Consider the following 15,622-nt stretch of genomic DNA (forward strand, 5'->3'; position numbering starts at 1 on the left):
GTCCCCCGAGTCCCGGCCGACCCCAGCGTCGCGCTCGTCAGCGTTCGCGCGCCCAGACCGCGGCGAGCACGAGCGCACCGACGACGAGCGCGCCAGCGCCGAGCGCGGCCTCGCCGAGCGCCAGTCCGAGCGCGCCCGCGCCGACACCACCGCCACCGACCGCGCCCGCGACCGCCGACGTCACCCCGACGCCGGGTTCCTCGTCCTCCAGCGCGTCGACGCGGTCCGCGAGCGCCTCGACGTCCGCCGTCGTCGCCGCGTCCGCCGCGAGCGCGTCGACCCGCGACCGGACGGACTCGACGCCGTCGGTCGCCTCGCTCGCGGTCTCCCGGGCCGCGGTCGCGTCCTCGCTCGCAGCCGTGGCCGCCTCCGCCGCCTCGCTCGCAGTCGACGCCGCGTTCGCCGCCGCTTCGTCCGCCTCGTCCGCGGCCGTCTCCGCATCTGCCGCCTTCGCAGTCGCGTCCTCGACGTCCGCGGCCAGCGACGCGACCTCGGACTCGACGTCGTCGAGCCGAGCGCGGACCGCGGCGAGCGCGTCCGCATCGGCCGCGTCGACGTCCGCCGCCCCGAGCGCGTCCACCTCCGCCACGCGGTCCGCGAGCGCGTCCAGGTCCGCGCGGACGCTCGCGACGTCGTCCGACACGGTCTCGACGTCGCCCTCGACCACGTCCACTCGCTCCGCGACGCCAGCGACGTCCGTCTCGACGGCGTCGACGTCGTCGGTCACGCCGCCCATCCGGTCGTCGAGCGCGACCACGCGGTCGTCGACGTCCTCGACCGTCGACTGGACGTCCTCGACCGTCGAATCGACCGCGTCGACCCGCGACGACAGGTCGTCTGCCCGGTCGTCGAGGCGCTCCGAGAGGCCCGCCACACGGTCGGTGACCGCGTCGGTGCGGTCCGCGACCGATTCCGTGCGGTCGGCGACGTCGTCCACGCGCTCTTCGTGCTCGGCAAGACGGTCGTCGAGACGCTCGGTCGTGCTGGCGAGCGAGCCAGCGCGGTCGTCGACCGCTGCGACGTCGCCAGCGACGGATTCGACGGTGGCGTCCAGTTCGTCGAGCGCGTTCTCGACCGCGTGCAGGTCCTCGCCGAGCGCCTCCAGGTCCGCGTCCACCGCGTCGCGCGTCGACTCGACGTCCGCAGCGAGCGACGCCACCGTCTCCGCGTCCGCCGCGCGGGCATCGAGCGCGTCGACCTCGCCGTCGAGCGTCGACACCGTCGAGTCGAGCGCGTCGATCTCCTCGTCGACGCGCGTCACGTCGTCGTCGAGCGCCGCGACGTCGTCACCGAGCGCTGCGACGTCGTCGTCGACGCCGTCCACGTCCGCCTCCAGGTCCGAGACGTCCGCCGCGAGTCGCGCCTCCAGGTCGTCGAGCGCGTCCCCGACGTCCGCGAGCCGGTCGTCGAGCGCCGACAGCTCGCCCTGGAGGTCCGCGACGCCGACCTGGGTCTCCTCGACCTCGTCTTCCACGCGGTCCACGTCCTCGTTCACCCGGTCGACCGCGTCCTCGACGCGTTCGACGTCTTCGTCCACGCGGTCGACCTCGCCCGCGACCGACGCCACGTCGTCTTCGACGGTGTCGACGCGTTCGCCGGTCGCCATGTCCGCCTGGATCTCGGCGAGTCGGTCCGCGACGTCGTCCAGTCGGTCCGTGAGGTCCGCGATCTCCGCGTCGCGGTTCGCGAGCCGATCGAAGAGCTTCGTGATGGCGGCGTCGTCCGCCGCCGCCGTGGCCGTCCCGTCCGAGTCCGTCGCCGACGACTCCGGGACCGGCTCCGGGTCGCGGTCCGTCTCGCGCGTCGACGAGTCCTCCGCGTCGTCCTCGGGCGCGTCGTCGGTCGTCGCCGCCGCGATGCCGCCGCTCCCGCGGAACCCGCCGTCGGCGCCCCACGTGACGTCCTCGAACGCGTCCACGTCGTCCGCCGCCGCGGCGAGCGCGCCACGCGCGACGCTGACCGCCGGGTCGTCGACCAGCTGGGCTTCGGTCACCCGGAGGTCGAGCGCGCACTCGTCGAACCGCCCCGCCGCGAGCACCTCCACGCCCGGGACCGCCGCCTCCCCGCCGACCACGACCGGGACGGACACGCCCTCGCGGACGTCGCCCTCCGTCGCCTCCTCGACCGTCGCCGCGACCACGTCACCGACGAGCGCGTCGTACCCTCTCGCGAGCGCGTCCTCGACCGCGTCACCGCCACCGCTCGATTCGATGGTCGTCCGCGCCTGCACGCCCCGCACCTGGTCGACCGGCTCGCCGGTCGCGGACGCCGCCTGCTCGGCGACCCAGTCCCCGCCCTTCGCGACCGAGAACGCGAGCACCGGCACGCCGTAGTAGACGAGCGCGACCGTCGTCGACTCCGCCTCCACCGCGACGCCGACCCCGGTGAGGTTCGCGTCCGCGAGCGCGTCGTACACGACCGCGAACCCGCTCGCTATCGGCGTCGGCTCGTACCCGAGGTCCGCGAGGACGCGCCGGACCGTCTCCCGGTGGGCCGCCGTCGGCAGCGACGCGTCCACGGTCGAGCCCGGGACGGAGTACGCGAGACGCGCGTCCCCGTCGCCCCCGTCAGCGTCGTCCTCGGCGCCGTCCTCGGGGTCGCCGAGGAAGTCCGACGCGAGCGCCGCGAACACGTCCGCGACGCCCTCGCGGTCCGCGAGCACGCCGTGCTCCAGGAGGCGCTCCGGCGTCCCGCCGACCGCGGCCGCCGCGCGCGTCGCGTCCGGCCCCACCACGTACGTCGCGTCCCCGACGCGCACCGTCGTCAGCGCCGACTTCGACAGGTCCGTCTCCGCGAAGTCCGCGTCGTCGATCTCCAGATAGAGCGGCGACGTCTCCGAGACCGCCGGCGCCTCGGGGTCGCCGCGCGCCACCCTGAACCCACGCGTACCGATGTCGAAACCCGTAGCCATGGCACGCGATTCAGTGCCGGTCGTCTAAGGCGTTCCCCTGCCGGACGACCGCCAAAGCAGGATTCTAGAATACGTCGAGCTACGTCTCAGACGGGGTCGAGGCCGTTCTCCTGCCGGAGGACGTTGATGTAGTCCCGGAACCCGGTCTCGAGGTCGTACTCGGGGTCGTACCCGAGGTCCTCCTGGGCGGCGGTCATGTCGAGGCGCTGGGTCCAGGGGAGTTCGCCGTCGTCGTTCACCGTGATGTCCGCGTCTGGCATGATGGATTCGACCGTTTCGGCGGCCTCGCGGACGCTCGCGAGTTCGCCGCGGACGTTGTAGACGCGCTGCGTGAGGTCGTCCTCGTCGGCGAACGCGCCGAGGCGGAACGCTTGCGCGATGTCGGCGACGTGCTGCCAGTCGATCTCCTCGGTGCCGTAGTCGACCTCGAACGGCTCGCCGAGCGCGGGCTTCTCGACGATGTTCGCGAGGAACGCCGACCCGCCAGTCTCGCGGTACGGGCCGTACGCGACCGTCGGGCGGAGCGCGACGTCGCTCACGCCGTACTCCTCGCGGTACACGCGGGCCTGATGCTCGTTGTACTCCTTCGTCGCGCCGTAGAGCGTATCGGGATAGGTGAGGTCGTCCTCGGTCACCCACCAGTCGGTGCCGTCGTCGTAGTGCTTGGGTGGCGCGTAGATCGCTGCGCTCGACGCCCACGCGACGCGCTCGACCTGGTCGTCGAGCGTGCGCGCGGCCTCGAAGATGTTCGAGGTGCCTTCGACGTTCACCTTGAGGGCGGCGCGCGGGTTCTCCTCGGCGGTGTTCGTCAACAGGGCGGCGAGGTGGACGATGTGCGTCGTCCCGGTCTCCGCGACCGCGTTCACGACGTCCGTCGAGTCCGTGACGTCGCCGCGTCGCGTCTCGACCTCGTCGGCTACGCCGACCTTCTCGAGTATGCGCTCGTCCGTCGACAGGTCGTACGCGACCACGTCGTGCCCGTGCTCGACGAGGTCCTTTGCAACGTAGGACCCGATGAAGCCCGTGCCACCGGTTACGAGGACTGTGTTGTCGCTCATCGTCCGGCAATTCTCGCACCGACGCGAAAAAGGTTGCACACTCGGCAGCCCCGACGCCGCGAGTCCGGGTCGCCGTTCGGCGTCGTCACGAACCGTTATCCCCCTCACGGGAGTACGAGCGGGTATGATAACGCAGGCCTCCGTCGCCGTCGGCGACTTCGTGCGAGCGGACGCGGACGCGAGCATCCCGGAGGGAATCTACCGCATCGTCGGACGCCCCCAGAACGAACTCGTCTGCCTGCGCGTCACGGACGACGCAGGAGAGCGCGCGAGCACGGGCGAACTCGTTCGCGTCGACCCCGACGATTACGCACACCTCGAGCCCGCGACCGAACCGATGATGAGCGCACTCACCATCATGAAAGGACTCCTCGAGGGACCGTACTGGATCGTTCGGTCACTACTGCCGTTCTGACGCTTCCAGGATAGCGCGCGGGTCGAATCCCGCGTTACTCGTGGAGGCCGCCGACCTCGTCGTAGAACGAGGACGCGAGCTGGTCGGCCATGTCCTCGTCGCGGTCGATGCGGACGTCGACGACGGTCGGCTCGTCGCTCGCCTTCGCGTTCTCGAGCGCGGGCACGAGGTCGTCGGGGTCGGTGACGCGGACGCCGCGCGCACCCATTCCCTCGGCGACCTTCACGAAGTCGGTGTCGTGGAACTCGACGCCGGGGATCTGGTCGTCCATCTGGCGGACCATCCCGAGGCTCGTGTCGTTCAGGACGACGAACGTCGGCGCGACGCCGTGGTCGACCGCGGTCTCGACGGCGGTCATCGTCATCGTGAACCCGCCGTCGCCGGCGACCGCGATGGCGTCCTTCCCGAGGAGCGCGGCGGTGACGGCGGCGGGCTGAGCCCACCCCATCCCGCCGACGCCACCGGACCCGTAGTACGACTGCGTCGAGTCCGTCTGGAGGTAGTTCAGGAGCCAGAAGCGGTTGTTCCCGGAGTCCGCGGTGACGACCGTGTTCTCGTCGACCACCTGCTCGATGGCCTTGCACGCGCGATGGGGCTTGATGGGGACGCTGTCGCTCTCGCACTTGTCGACCGCGAAGTCCTCGCGCGCTTCCGCGGCGCGGTCGAGCGCCCAGTTCCCGTCGTCGCCGCTCTCGCCGTCACCGGTCGCGGCGAGCGCGCGCAGCGATTCGGCGGCGTCGCCGATGAGCCCGACGTCGGCGGGGTACACCCAGCCCGCGTTCCGCGTGTCGATGTCCGCGTGGATGATGGTCTGCTCGTCCGGGCGGATGAACGACGCGGCCTGCCAGTTCGTGTCCATCGGGTTCATCCGACAGCCGACGACGAGCAACGTGTCGGCCTCGCTCACGACCTGGTTCGCGCCCTCGTGGCCGAACGACCCGATGACGCCCGCCGCGCGGTCGTCCGTCTCCGCGATGGTGGACTTCCCGAGGTACGAGGTCGCGACGACGGCGTCGTACGCGTCCGCGACCGCCTCCAGTTCCTTGTACGCGCCGGCGGCGTGCACGCCGTTCCCCGCGATGATGACGGGCTTCTCGGCGGCTTCGAGGTGCTCGACGGCGGCGGCGACGTCGCGGTCCGTCGGCTGGCTCTGCCAGTTCTGGACCTGGCGCTGGTCGTCCCACACCGGCGGCGTCGCGTCCTCCGGGAACTCGTCGCTCACCGCGTCCCCGTCCAGGATGACCGCCGTCGGCCCGGGCCGGCCGGCGGTCGCGTGCTTGAACGCGAGCTGGACGGAGCGAACCGTCTCGGTCGCGCTCCGCGGGAACCACCACTCCTTCGTGACGCCGTCGAGGATCTTCGGGAGCGACAGCCCGCCGTAGTCGCCGCGGGACTGCTGGTAGGGAGCGAGTGTCGAATAGTCACCGCGCTCGGACGCCTCCGTGAGCGTCACGAGCGGCGACGACGCGAGCCGCGCCTCCATCTGGCCCATGTTCCCGAGACTCCCGATCCAGGGGCCCTGGCCGGCGAGTACGGCGGGCGTACTCGTCATCCGGCCGTATGCTTCCGCCATCTGACTCGCCTCGCGTTCGTCCCGTGGCCGCACCACCTCGACGTCGCTGTCGCCGTGCGCGATCGTCTCGAAGAGCTCGATGACGCGCCCGCCCGGATACCCGAAGACGTACTCGACGTCGAGCGCGTCCAGGGTCTCGACGACGCGTTCGGCCGTGTTCATGCCGCGTCGCCCTCCGAATCGACTCCGTCGTCGCTCTCCGTCTCGTCGGTCGCGTCGAACTGGACGGTCTCCTCGACGTACAGCGTCGGGCCCTCGTCGGGCTTCGCGAAGTGCTCGAGGTCCGCCTGGACCTCGCGGCCGACCTCGGACTCGAACGCCGCCTTCAGGTCGCCCATGTCCTCGAAGTAGAGCTCGACGACGCCGTCGTACTCGCTGCGCTCGGGGTCGGTCGGGACGCTCGTCGCGTACTTCTTCGCGTGCGGCAGGTCCTCCGCGAGCGGGACGTGCTCCTCGTACCAGTACTCGACGAACTCCTCGTGGGTCAGGTCGTCCGCGCGGACGAGCATGTTCACCAGCTTAATCATGCGCTGACTGACGCAGAGGCGTGACTTACAGGTGACGGTCGCCGACGTTCCCGTCGCTCGATTCGGAGCGTTCGGGACCTTACGGGGACCCAAAACGGTTTCGACGCGCGAAGCCACTGCCTAACAGCTCGATACTTCCAGCATATTTATACAGCATTACGCAATCTAATCAATCACGATGTCAGACATGGGGATAGAACACCCTGCGACCGTCACGCGACGGTCGGACCTGCCGGACCCGCGGTCGGCGCCGAACGTGACGTACAACCCGTCGCTCGACGCGCTCCGCGAGGCCTCCTCCCACCTCGAGACGACGACCGAGTACGGCTCGCCGAGTTACGTGAGCGAGTACCGGTCGCGGAGTGCCGCACAGACGAAGACCACGGTCGACGACGACTTCTCGCCCGCGGACTACCGCGTCGTCGCCGACGCGGTCGACCGCATCGGCGACGGCGAGTGGGTGTGCCTCGACCGTCGGATGGGCCGTCACGAGGACGCCTCGTCCATCTGTCGGCTGTTCGTGCCACGCGAGTACGGCCGCATCGCGCTCGCGTGGGGGAAGCTCTTCGAGCCAGTCGACGTCCCCGACGGCGAGACGGTCGAGCCGGACTACGTGACGGTGCAGGTGCCCGAGGCCGACGAGGTCGCCATCCGCGTGCTCGCCGAGGAGGGCGTGACCGCGGTCGTGGGGAGCGACTACACGGGCGAGGCGAAGAAGAGCTTCCTCCGCCTGTTCATGTGGGACGCGAAACGGAAGGGCGGCCTCGGCCTGCACGCCGGCTCGAAGCGCGTGACGGTGCGCGACGACGCGGGCGACCTCCAGACGAAGGGACAGGTGTTCCTCGGGCTGTCGGCGACCGGGAAGTCGACGCTGACCGCGCACGGCCTCTGGCTCGACGAGACCGACGGCGAGTCCGCGACGATGCTCCAGGACGACGTCTGTGCGCTCACGCCCGACGGCGAGGTCGCCGGTAGCGAAGGCGCCGGGCTCTACATCAAGACCATCGGCCTGGACCGCGACGAACAGGAGGCGCTGTACGACGCGGCGACCCACGAGTCCGCGGTCCTCGAGAACGCCGCCGTCGACGACGACGGCACCGTGCACTTCGAGGAGGACCGGTACACGACGAACTCGCGCGCGGTCGTGAAGCGCGAGCACCTCGCGAGCGCGGCCGAGGACGTCGACCTCGGCGGCGTCGACCAGGTGTTCTTCATCACGCGCAACCCGCTGATGCCGCCGGTCGCGAAGCTCGACGAGGCCGCGGCCGCGGCCGCGTTCATGCTCGGCGAGTCCATCCAAACGAGCGCGGGCGACCCGGACGCCGCGGGCGAAGCCATCCGCGTCGTCGGCACGAACCCCTTCATCATGGGGTCGAAGGGCGAGGAGGGGAACCGGTTCCGCGAACTCGTTCGCGACCTCGACGTGGAGTGCTACGTCCTCAACACGGGCTGCGTCGGCACGAACGACGACCCGCAGGACGTCGGCGTCCGCGAGTCCGTCACCATCCTCCGCGAGATCGCGCGCGGCAGCGTCCAGTGGCGCGAGGACGACCGAACCGGCATGACCGTCCCCAGTCACGTCCCCGGTATCGACGTCGACGAGTACTGCGTCCCCGACCACGTCGACGACTACGAGCAGGCGGCCGCCGAACTCCGCGAGGAACGCCGCGAGTACCTCGCCGAGTTCCCCGAGCTCGACGACGACGTCCTCGACGCCGTCTACTGACCGCGGCCGCGGCTACCGCCACGAGCGGCTCTTTCTCACCGGTCGTTCGCTCGTTCCCGCAGCACCGCCTCAGCCGTATCTCGCGTACAGCGACGCGCCGAGCGCGAGCGTCACGGCGACGACGGCGATGGCGAACGGGAGGGGGCCGTCGGCGAGGCCGTCGAAGCTCCAGCCGCCGAACGCGGCGCCAGCGAGAGCGACGACCGCGACGAGTGCGCCGACGACCTGGAGCGCTCGCGAGTCGGACTTCCCTGCACCGGGCATCAGTGACGCACCTCCATGGGGGACCAGTGACTACCCATACGCCAGACGTGTTTCCGTACGGACATCAGCGTTTTCCCGGTGCGGGACTTCCCCGCGAACCGACCCCGCGGAGACCTGGCGAGTCGCGTCGACGAGATTCGCCGCGACGGTGAACGTTCAAGTTCACGCGGCGACGACGAGCGAGCATGGCCAAGTTACGGAAGCCCGAGGAGCGAGAGTGCGAGCGCTGCGGGCGCGTGGAGGTCTGGGACGACGACCACGACACCTGGCGCGTCCCCACCGACGACGACGAGGACGTGGACGCCGACGCGGTCGGCGACGTCCACTGCGTGCACGAGTGGGACATCGACGGGTCGTTCCGCCCCATCGAGTGACGATGCCGGCGAGCGACCGCACGACGCTGGCGACCGACCGCGCACCAGCGAAGGTGTTCGCGTAGCGATGCCGACCGCGTACGTCACCGCACCGCCAGAGGCCGCGGGCGACCTCGCGACCGCGCTCGTCGAGGAACGCCTCGCCGCGTGCGTGAACCAGCTCGATTGCCGGTCGACGTACCGCTGGACCGACGCCGAGGAAGGCAGTGCCGACGGCGAGGACGCCATCCAGCGCGACGACGAAGTGATACTGCTCGCGAAGACCACCGACGACCGGTACGACGAACTCGAAGCACGCGTCGCCGAACTCCACCCCTACGACGTCCCGTGCATCGAACGGTTCGACGAATCTGGAATGCTGGACGCGTACGGCGACTGGGTCGCGCACGCGACGAAGTGACGGCGTCTACGCTCACATTGAAGCGTGAATCCTCGGAATCGAGGACTTCAGGCCCGGAGCGTCGGGACGAACGCGTACCCCGAAACAAGACACGTCACGATGAGCAACGGGAATGCCAAGGATTCATTATGGACGATAAGGGCAGCAGTAACTACTCCCAGCGCTACACCGACGATTGCGGTTCGTATCGCTTGTAGATTCGCGTTCAGTTGTGAATTATGATTTGGGTCCATACCAAAGGTATTGGAATTGTCTATTGTAACTTTATTCGAATCTAGTTCAGACAAAGTCTGAAGGGTCTGAAGGATAAGCGATACTCCAAGCTGTTGAGGCACCCAAATCCAGATTGAGTTCGATACCACCAGCACCACCCGTTACGGATTTTATATTAGATCCTGGCGAAAGTGCTTTCGTATGGGAGTAAGATCCCCAGAGTGTAGTTGGTATTTTATCAGGCCGGAGTTCAAATTTCGCGGTTATATTAGCACTTGCATCCGGATAGAGATCATCACCACCGGGGTTTTTTATATTCACCGTCCCTGCGCGTGCGTCTTGTGAAACGTCCTCAGACCTGAACCTCGCTGAGTGGGGCTCAGTCGCATTCACGACAGGTTCGCCTATGGGTGCCCAGTCCTTTGCGATGTAACCAATGCCAATGCCGTCCTTAACCCAGGAAGCATTACCCCACGATCGCTGAGGATCGGTGAGTTTCATCGCTACGGACATCCACACTTTCCCATCTCCTGCATCGCTTACACCTGAGATGAGTTTCGAGTCTGTATTTTTTGGATCACCGTATTTGTACTGCGGACTAACTTCGGAACCCTCATCGGGGCCTGCTGTCGTGTGTAACCCGGTATTGTCATGGATCTCAAAATCTTGTGATTCTTCAACGACTGGATTCAGCCCAAGCTCTTCCCAATTTTTTCGGGCACCAGCCGCACCATTGTTCACCACTCCATCCTGGAATGCTTCACTGACTTCTTCTGCAGTTAGTTCGTCAGGTCTTTTGGTTGCCGCTGCAATACCTGTCGTTCCAAGTGCAGCCAATGCGCCAGCGGACGAAATGAACTTTCGCCGATTTGCCATTGCACTTACTCTAAAAACCACATTATATATTTATATTACGAACTTAAAATATTAATTATATATCATTACAGGTTGTATCATTCTGCCGTAACAGACTAATAGAGAAGGAGAGAAAGATCTGCAGCTCTGTCAGTTTATAAAATGCAGAATTCCAGATAGTTATGGGATTTGTACCTATCGCGCAACCATGGTAGCCGACAATACCCCCATTAAAATTTATTATAGTTATATGTTGGTTTTGTTCAGGTGTCTAAGCACTCAGGTGGTATGTGCCAGCGATGAGGTGCCACGTCAAGCAGCATCCGTACCCGTCAAGCTGATGCTCAGTTCGGGACGCTGGCGTCGACGCGGGCGGCGAGGTCGTGCGCCATCGCCTCGAAACGGGCGGGAACGTCGAAGCGGGCGTCGGCGCGGAGGTCGTAGTCGAGGTCGGGGCGTTCGCCCTCCCAGGTCTGCTGGGGGAAGAGTTCGGGGAGTTCGTACTGGCCGAGCGCGCGGTCCGCCCGTTTGACGGCGCGGTACTGCTCGTCCGTCGGCGGGGAGACGTCGAACGCCGCCCAGACGGCGTCCTGGATGTCGTCCTCGATCTCGCGGTACCCCGGGAGGTGGCGCTTCAGGGGACTGGGGACGTCCGTGACGTACGCTTCGGCGGCGTCGTGCAGGAGCCCGTAGAACTGGACCTGCTCGCTCTCGCCGGCGCGCTTCAGCTCCTCGGTGACGTGGATGGAGTGCAGCGCGACCGAATAGAAGAACGCGGTCTGGCCCGCGCCGCGGCAGACGTTAGACAGTCCGTGCGCGAGGTCTTCGAGTGCGATCTGCTCGGGCGCCGGGTCCAGCGGCCGGAAGGACCGACCGGTGTGGGTGCTTATCGCTTCGTTCTGGGCCGCCGTATCGTCCACATGTAGCTCCATAGAGAATCACCGTTTTCACCTTCTCAATAGCCCCCAGTAATTAAGGGTTTCGTCGACGGAGGGCTTCGCCACGCGCTCCCGTGGGGACGCGTTCCCGTGGGGGTGTGTTCACGTGAGACCTCGTTCTCGTGGGACCGGGTTCACGTGCGAGAGCGCTGTCACGACCGACACAGAACCGCGTCGGTCAGTCCATCAGGTTCTCGCTGAGGTCGAACGACTCGTCGCCTGCGAGCACCTGCACCTCGGCGCCGCTCCCAGTCGCCTTCACCTCCTTCACGAAGTCCTCGGGGTCCTGCTCGATGGGCGGGAACGTGTCGTAGTGGATGGGGATGGCGTGGTCGACGTCGAGCCAGTCCACGGCGATGGCGGCCTGCCACGGGCCCATCGTGAAGTGGTCGCCGATGGGGACCGCGGCGACGTCCGGTTCGAGGAACGGCCCGATGACGTCGCGCATCTCCGTCATCAACCCCGTGTCGCCCGCGTGATAGAACGACACCGTCTCCTCGTCGCTCACCTGCGTCGGCTTCGTGTCCGAGACGACGAACCCGGCGGGCATCCCGCCGCTCGTCCCGTAGCCAGTCTCCATTCCGTTCGTGTGGTCCGCGCGATGCATCGTGACGTACGCGTCACCGCACTCGACGGTCCCGCCGATGTTCATCCCCATGCCGCCGACGGCTTCGTAGTCGCCGAACTCGTCGCGGCAGTACTCGACGACCTCCGGGGTCGCGACGAGCTTCGCTCCTCTGTACCGGTCGACGTCCCCGATGTGGTCCGCGTGCCCGTGCGTGAGGAGGACGTAATCCGGGTCGAGTTCCTCCGGGTCGGTGTCGGTCTTCGGGTTGTCGAAGAACGGGTCGATGAGGAGGCTGGTCTCGCCGAGTTCGACGCCGAACGTGGAGTGACCGTACCAGGTGATTTCCATGGTCGTCCCGAGATACGCCTGCACGTTCCGTAAAGGTTCGCGACGAGGAACTACCGTCGACCGAGCAATTCCCGTTCCGTCGGGCGGTCTACGGCTCGGGGAACGAAGCGCGCGCGAGGCCTCGACACCGCCCGACGGGGGTTCGTGGACCGCGAGCGGTTTTCGACAACAGTTTTAGGCCGGGTTCCTTCTACCAGAGCAAATGGGTAACTGTATCATCTGCGGTACGCCCGTGGACGGGCACATCTGTTCGAGTCACGAGGAAGACGCCGTCTTCGAGTTCGAAGGCAGCAACCCCGAACAGCTCACGCCCGGACGCTACTACGAAGGCACCGTCGACGGCTACGCCGAGTTCGGCGTGTTCGTCGATATCGGCGACCACGTCACCGGACTCCTCCATCGGAGCGAGCTCGACCGACGACTGGACTCCCTCGACTGGGAGCCCGGCGACACCGTGTACGTGCAGGTCACGGACGTTCGCGACAACGGGAACGTCGACCTCGGCTGGTCGATCCGGCAGCGCAAGCGCGAGTTCCGCGGTCACCTCGTGCAGACGCCCCAGGGGGACGAACTCCCCGACGCTGACGACGAGGACGACGAACGCCCTTCTGAGGGTGCGTCGCGCTCGGGGAACACCGAGACGCGCACGCCCTCCACGGCGGACGCCGAGCCGGAACCGACCGACGAGTCCGACGCGCCGAGCGCGGGCGAAGCCGAGAACGACGACCAGCCGACGACCGACGCGGACCCTGACGCGGGCGCAGCGCCCACCTCGGAGGCCGACGCACCGAGCGCGGACGAAGCCGAGAACGACGACGCAGTCGACGCATCCGCTGCCGCGGACGACGAGGGTGACGAGAGCGAGCACGAGGATGACGACGATTCCGACGACGCAGTCGCGGCCGACGACGACGATTCCGACGACGCAGTCGCGGCCGACGACGACGATTCCGACGACGCCGCGAGCGAGGAGCTGTCGCGGACGACGCTCGAGGACGTCGCCGACGACGTCGGGCAGGTCGTCCGCGTCGAAGGCGAGGTCGTGAGCATCCGGCAGACGTCGGGCCCGACCGTGTTCGAGCTCCGCGACGAGACCGACGTCATCGAGGCGGCGGCGTTCGAGTCCGCCGGCGTCCGCGCGTACCCCGACGTCGAGGTGGACGACGTGGTCCGCATCGACGGCGAGGTCGAACGCCACAACGGCGACCTCCAGATCGAGACGGAAGTCCTCGACGTGCTCGAGGGCGACGAGGCGGACGCGGTCCGCACGCGCCTCGAGGACGCGCTCGCCGCGGAGGCGGACCCGGGCGAGGTCGACCTGCTCGCGGACCACGAGTCCGTCGCGGCGGTCGGCGAGGAGATCCGTGACGTCGCGGCGACCATCCGGCAGGCCGTGTTCACCGGGCGACCGGTCGTCGTTCGACACACGGCGACGGCGGACGGCTACGCTGCCGGTGCGGCCATCGAGCGCGCCGTCCTCCCGCTCGTCCGCGAGGAGCACGCGCGCGACGACGCCGAGTACCACTTCTTCGAGCGCCGGCCGCTCGACGACCCGTTCTACGGGATGGATGCAGCGACCGACGACGTCACCGAGATGCTCTCCGACCGCGAGCGTCACGGCGAGCAGTTCCCGCTCGTCGTCCTCGCGGACGCCGGCTCAACCGCGGAGTCCGAGGAGGGCTACGAGTTCCTCGACGTCTACGACGTGGAGCGCGTCGCGGTCGACGCGACGACGCCCGACGAGGGCGTGCTCGACGGGCTCGCGGCGTACGTGAACCCGCACACGGCGGGCGTGGACGACGCGGTGACGACGACCGCGCTCGCGGCGAACGTCGCGGCGCACGTGAACGAGAGCGTCCGCGAGGACCTCGCGCACCTCCCCGCGGTGAGCTACTGGGAGGACACCCCCGAAGGGTACGTGGACCTGGCGCGCGACGCGGACTACGACGTCACGGACGTCACGGAACTCCGGCAGGCGATCGCGCTGGAGGCGTTCTATCAGTCCTACAAGGACAAGCGCGAGCTCGTGGACGACCTCCTGTTCGGTCGCCGCGAGGGCCTCTCGGGACACGTGAGCGACCAGTTCCGCGAGAAGATGGAGAAGGAGGTCGAGACGGCGCGCCGGAACCTCACGGAGCGGACCGCCGAAGGCGTGACGTTCGCGGTCGTCGACACGGACGCGTTCTCGCATCGGTTCGACTTCCCGCCGGAGGCGCTGCTCGTCGACGAACTCCATCGCGCGCTCCGCGACGAGTACGACGAACCGGTCGTCACGGTCGGGATGGGTCGCGACGACATGCGGCTTCGGTCGCAGGAGTCCCTGGACGTCCGCCGGGTCGCCGAGCAAGCCCAGGGTGCGGCGCCCGAAGCCGGTATCGAGGTCGTCGGTGGTCGCGAAGGCCACCTCGAGTACCTCGCTGGCGAGCGCGACGCGGTCCTGAACGCGGTCGTCTCCGCCATCGCGAAGACGTACAAGCCCGCCTGACGCGGGTCGCGTTCGAACTCGCGCCAGTGGGTCGCGGCGACCGCGACGTCGGCGTCGCGAAACGGAGTGGTTTTTGGGTGCGAGCGTCGTATCTTCCAGTATGACTTTTCGAGCTGACGTCGCGCCGTCGACGCTCGGCGTGGAACTCACGGAGGACGGCGTGGTCGTCGAGTACCTCGATGGGCGCACGGTGTTCTATCACGGGCCGCCGGAGCGGGCGGAGGGGTCGGTGCGGGCACCGCCGGGGAAGTTGACGCAGGTGCTCGTGACGGACCCGACGGAGACGGAGGGCGTCCTGATGTACGTGAACGACCGGAACACCGCGGAGGACATCCTGAAGGACACGGGCGTGGGTCGCGTGATGCTGGAGAACGACGAGGAGGAGGAGTTGTTCCCGGGCGTGACGGTGCGCGCGGAGGCGTACGCGGTCGAGGTGGAGGCGGACCCCGAGACTGCCCGAGGGCGCGTGTTCGTGTTCGCGGAGGACGAGATGAGCGAGCACGCGTACGAGATCGTCTGATGCCGCTCCGAAAGCAGTGGCGTGCGCTCGACCGGTCGGCGGTCGGGGCTGCGCCGGATAGACTCGGCGTGTACGAGCTCGGCGACGACGACGGCGTGGTTCTCGAGGTGGACTGGGGCGTGCTGCCAGACGAGTTGAAGGACGCGCTGTCGTACGGGCCGCGGGGTGCGACGCAGGTACGGTGGAAGACCGCGCAGACTCGCGAGCAGGCCGAGGAGCTGGCCGCGGAGCACCGCGAGCGCGCGGACTGACCGCCGTCGCGCTGGCGCCGACGCGAGCTACTGTATGTAGGAGGGGTCTTCGGCGTCGCAGTTGGCCTCGTGCGCGTTCGCGTCGCCCTGGTCGTCGAACATGAGGCCGCAGGCGTCGCACTCGTACCACGTCTCGCCGTCGCGCTCTGTCTCGCTGACCATACATAGGGCGACGACGCCCTCCGACAAGTCGTTT

The 15,622-nt window shown here is 67.9% G+C and carries 16 protein-coding genes; 7 read left to right on the forward strand and 9 right to left on the reverse strand.

Annotated elements, in window-relative coordinates; genetic code table 11:
• Positions 1–37: 37 nt before the first annotated feature.
• On the reverse strand, positions 38–2,911 hold the full coding sequence (locus ACZ48X_RS06065) for a disk-shape morphogenesis protein volactin (protein WP_336350005.1): 2,874 nt from the start codon (positions 2,909–2,911) through the stop codon (positions 38–40).
• An 86-nt stretch (positions 2,912–2,997) separates the two neighbouring features.
• Positions 2,998–3,969: an NAD-dependent epimerase/dehydratase family protein gene (locus ACZ48X_RS06070; RefSeq protein WP_336350004.1), complete on the reverse strand. Its 972-nt coding sequence runs from the start codon at positions 3,967–3,969 to the stop codon at positions 2,998–3,000.
• A gap of 124 nt (positions 3,970–4,093) precedes the next feature.
• Here ACZ48X_RS06070 and ACZ48X_RS06075 point away from each other — a divergent pair, with 124 nt between their 5' ends.
• Positions 4,094–4,384, forward strand: coding sequence for a hypothetical protein (locus ACZ48X_RS06075; protein ID WP_336350003.1), 291 nt, complete (start codon positions 4,094–4,096; stop codon positions 4,382–4,384).
• Between the two features lie 34 nt (positions 4,385–4,418).
• Here ACZ48X_RS06075 and ACZ48X_RS06080 read toward each other — a convergent pair whose 3' ends face one another.
• Together ACZ48X_RS06080 and ACZ48X_RS06085 are read right to left on the reverse strand one after the other, a co-directional pair.
• Positions 4,419–6,119 carry a thiamine pyrophosphate-binding protein gene (locus tag ACZ48X_RS06080; protein ID WP_336350002.1) on the reverse strand — a complete coding sequence of 567 codons (1,701 nt, stop codon included), beginning with the start codon at positions 6,117–6,119 and terminating at the stop codon, positions 4,419–4,421.
• Entirely contained in the window at positions 6,116–6,466 is a 351-nt protein-coding gene (locus tag ACZ48X_RS06085; RefSeq protein WP_379762515.1) for an EthD family reductase, read from the reverse strand. Before ACZ48X_RS06085 ends, ACZ48X_RS06080 begins: the two co-directional genes overlap by 4 nt.
• A gap of 196 nt (positions 6,467–6,662) precedes the next feature.
• Here ACZ48X_RS06085 and ACZ48X_RS06090 point away from each other — a divergent pair, with 196 nt between their 5' ends.
• A complete protein-coding gene (locus ACZ48X_RS06090; RefSeq protein ID WP_336350000.1) occupies positions 6,663–8,210 on the forward strand; it encodes a phosphoenolpyruvate carboxykinase (ATP) in 1,548 nt (515 codons plus the stop codon).
• 69 nt (positions 8,211–8,279) lie between these two features.
• Here ACZ48X_RS06090 and ACZ48X_RS06095 read toward each other — a convergent pair whose 3' ends face one another.
• On the reverse strand, positions 8,280–8,474 hold the full coding sequence (locus ACZ48X_RS06095) for a hypothetical protein (RefSeq protein WP_336349999.1): 195 nt from the start codon (positions 8,472–8,474) through the stop codon (positions 8,280–8,282).
• A gap of 185 nt (positions 8,475–8,659) precedes the next feature.
• Here ACZ48X_RS06095 and ACZ48X_RS06100 point away from each other — a divergent pair, with 185 nt between their 5' ends.
• Positions 8,660–8,848 carry an HEWD family protein gene (locus tag ACZ48X_RS06100; RefSeq protein ID WP_336349998.1) on the forward strand — a complete coding sequence of 63 codons (189 nt, stop codon included), beginning with the start codon at positions 8,660–8,662 and terminating at the stop codon, positions 8,846–8,848.
• 67 nt (positions 8,849–8,915) lie between these two features.
• Positions 8,916–9,248 (forward strand): divalent-cation tolerance protein CutA, encoded by a 333-nt coding sequence (cutA, locus tag ACZ48X_RS06105; protein WP_336349997.1) that lies wholly within the window; start codon positions 8,916–8,918, stop codon positions 9,246–9,248.
• Positions 9,249–9,527: 279 nt separating this feature from the next.
• Here cutA and ACZ48X_RS06110 read toward each other — a convergent pair whose 3' ends face one another.
• The 3 genes from ACZ48X_RS06110 to ACZ48X_RS06120 all read right to left on the reverse strand — a co-directional run bounded on the left by ACZ48X_RS06110 (position 9,528) and on the right by ACZ48X_RS06120 (position 12,170).
• On the reverse strand, positions 9,528–10,337 hold the full coding sequence (locus ACZ48X_RS06110; protein ID WP_336349996.1) for a hypothetical protein: 810 nt from the start codon (positions 10,335–10,337) through the stop codon (positions 9,528–9,530).
• A gap of 323 nt (positions 10,338–10,660) precedes the next feature.
• Positions 10,661–11,248, reverse strand: coding sequence for a hypothetical protein (locus ACZ48X_RS06115; RefSeq protein WP_336349995.1), 588 nt, complete (start codon positions 11,246–11,248; stop codon positions 10,661–10,663).
• Positions 11,249–11,432: 184 nt separating this feature from the next.
• The gene (locus ACZ48X_RS06120) at positions 11,433–12,170 is read right to left on the reverse strand and encodes a metal-dependent hydrolase (protein ID WP_336349994.1); all 738 of its coding nucleotides are present in this window, start codon (positions 12,168–12,170) and stop codon (positions 11,433–11,435) included.
• Positions 12,171–12,372: 202 nt separating this feature from the next.
• Here ACZ48X_RS06120 and ACZ48X_RS06125 point away from each other — a divergent pair, with 202 nt between their 5' ends.
• The 3 genes from ACZ48X_RS06125 (at position 12,373) to ACZ48X_RS06135 (ending at position 15,426) form a co-directional block, all read left to right on the forward strand.
• Complete coding sequence (locus ACZ48X_RS06125) at positions 12,373–14,655, forward strand: DHH family phosphoesterase (protein ID WP_336349993.1); 2,283 nt, start codon at positions 12,373–12,375, stop codon at positions 14,653–14,655.
• A gap of 100 nt (positions 14,656–14,755) precedes the next feature.
• Entirely contained in the window at positions 14,756–15,175 is a 420-nt protein-coding gene (locus ACZ48X_RS06130) for a DUF5796 family protein (protein ID WP_336349992.1), read from the forward strand.
• Positions 15,175–15,426: a DUF7508 domain-containing protein gene (locus ACZ48X_RS06135; protein ID WP_336349991.1), complete on the forward strand. Its 252-nt coding sequence runs from the start codon at positions 15,175–15,177 to the stop codon at positions 15,424–15,426. The genes ACZ48X_RS06130 and ACZ48X_RS06135 overlap by 1 nt, the downstream gene beginning before the upstream one ends.
• A gap of 27 nt (positions 15,427–15,453) precedes the next feature.
• On the opposite strand, the gene ACZ48X_RS06140 is transcribed toward ACZ48X_RS06135, so the two are convergent.
• Positions 15,454–15,588 carry a DUF7128 family protein gene (locus ACZ48X_RS06140; RefSeq protein WP_264475520.1) on the reverse strand — a complete coding sequence of 45 codons (135 nt, stop codon included), beginning with the start codon at positions 15,586–15,588 and terminating at the stop codon, positions 15,454–15,456.
• Positions 15,589–15,622 lie beyond the last annotated feature (34 nt).

The organism is Halorubellus litoreus, assembly GCF_055378595.1.

Bases quoted from the DNA above. Each gene is read 5' to 3' on its own strand.
- ACZ48X_RS06065 (WP_336350005.1), bottom strand. From the start codon at position 2,911: ATGGCTACGGGTTTCGACATCGGTACGCGTGGGTTCAGGGTGGCGCGC.
- ACZ48X_RS06070 (WP_336350004.1), bottom strand. From the start codon at position 3,969: ATGAGCGACAACACAGTCCTCGTAACCGGTGGCACGGGCTTCATCGGG.
- ACZ48X_RS06075 (WP_336350003.1), top strand. From the start codon at position 4,094: ATGATAACGCAGGCCTCCGTCGCCGTCGGCGACTTCGTGCGAGCGGAC.
- ACZ48X_RS06080 (WP_336350002.1), bottom strand. From the start codon at position 6,119: ATGAACACGGCCGAACGCGTCGTCGAGACCCTGGACGCGCTCGACGTC.
- ACZ48X_RS06085 (WP_379762515.1), bottom strand. From the start codon at position 6,466: ATGCTCGTCCGCGCGGACGACCTGACCCACGAGGAGTTCGTCGAGTAC.
- ACZ48X_RS06090 (WP_336350000.1), top strand. From the start codon at position 6,663: ATGTCAGACATGGGGATAGAACACCCTGCGACCGTCACGCGACGGTCG.
- ACZ48X_RS06095 (WP_336349999.1), bottom strand. From the start codon at position 8,474: ATGCCCGGTGCAGGGAAGTCCGACTCGCGAGCGCTCCAGGTCGTCGGC.
- ACZ48X_RS06100 (WP_336349998.1), top strand. From the start codon at position 8,660: ATGGCCAAGTTACGGAAGCCCGAGGAGCGAGAGTGCGAGCGCTGCGGG.
- cutA (WP_336349997.1), top strand. From the start codon at position 8,916: ATGCCGACCGCGTACGTCACCGCACCGCCAGAGGCCGCGGGCGACCTC.
- ACZ48X_RS06110 (WP_336349996.1), bottom strand. From the start codon at position 10,337: ATGGCAAATCGGCGAAAGTTCATTTCGTCCGCTGGCGCATTGGCTGCA.
- ACZ48X_RS06115 (WP_336349995.1), bottom strand. From the start codon at position 11,248: ATGGAGCTACATGTGGACGATACGGCGGCCCAGAACGAAGCGATAAGC.
- ACZ48X_RS06120 (WP_336349994.1), bottom strand. From the start codon at position 12,170: ATGGAAATCACCTGGTACGGTCACTCCACGTTCGGCGTCGAACTCGGC.
- ACZ48X_RS06125 (WP_336349993.1), top strand. From the start codon at position 12,373: ATGGGTAACTGTATCATCTGCGGTACGCCCGTGGACGGGCACATCTGT.
- ACZ48X_RS06130 (WP_336349992.1), top strand. From the start codon at position 14,756: ATGACTTTTCGAGCTGACGTCGCGCCGTCGACGCTCGGCGTGGAACTC.
- ACZ48X_RS06135 (WP_336349991.1), top strand. From the start codon at position 15,175: ATGCCGCTCCGAAAGCAGTGGCGTGCGCTCGACCGGTCGGCGGTCGGG.
- ACZ48X_RS06140 (WP_264475520.1), bottom strand. From the start codon at position 15,588: ATGGTCAGCGAGACAGAGCGCGACGGCGAGACGTGGTACGAGTGCGAC.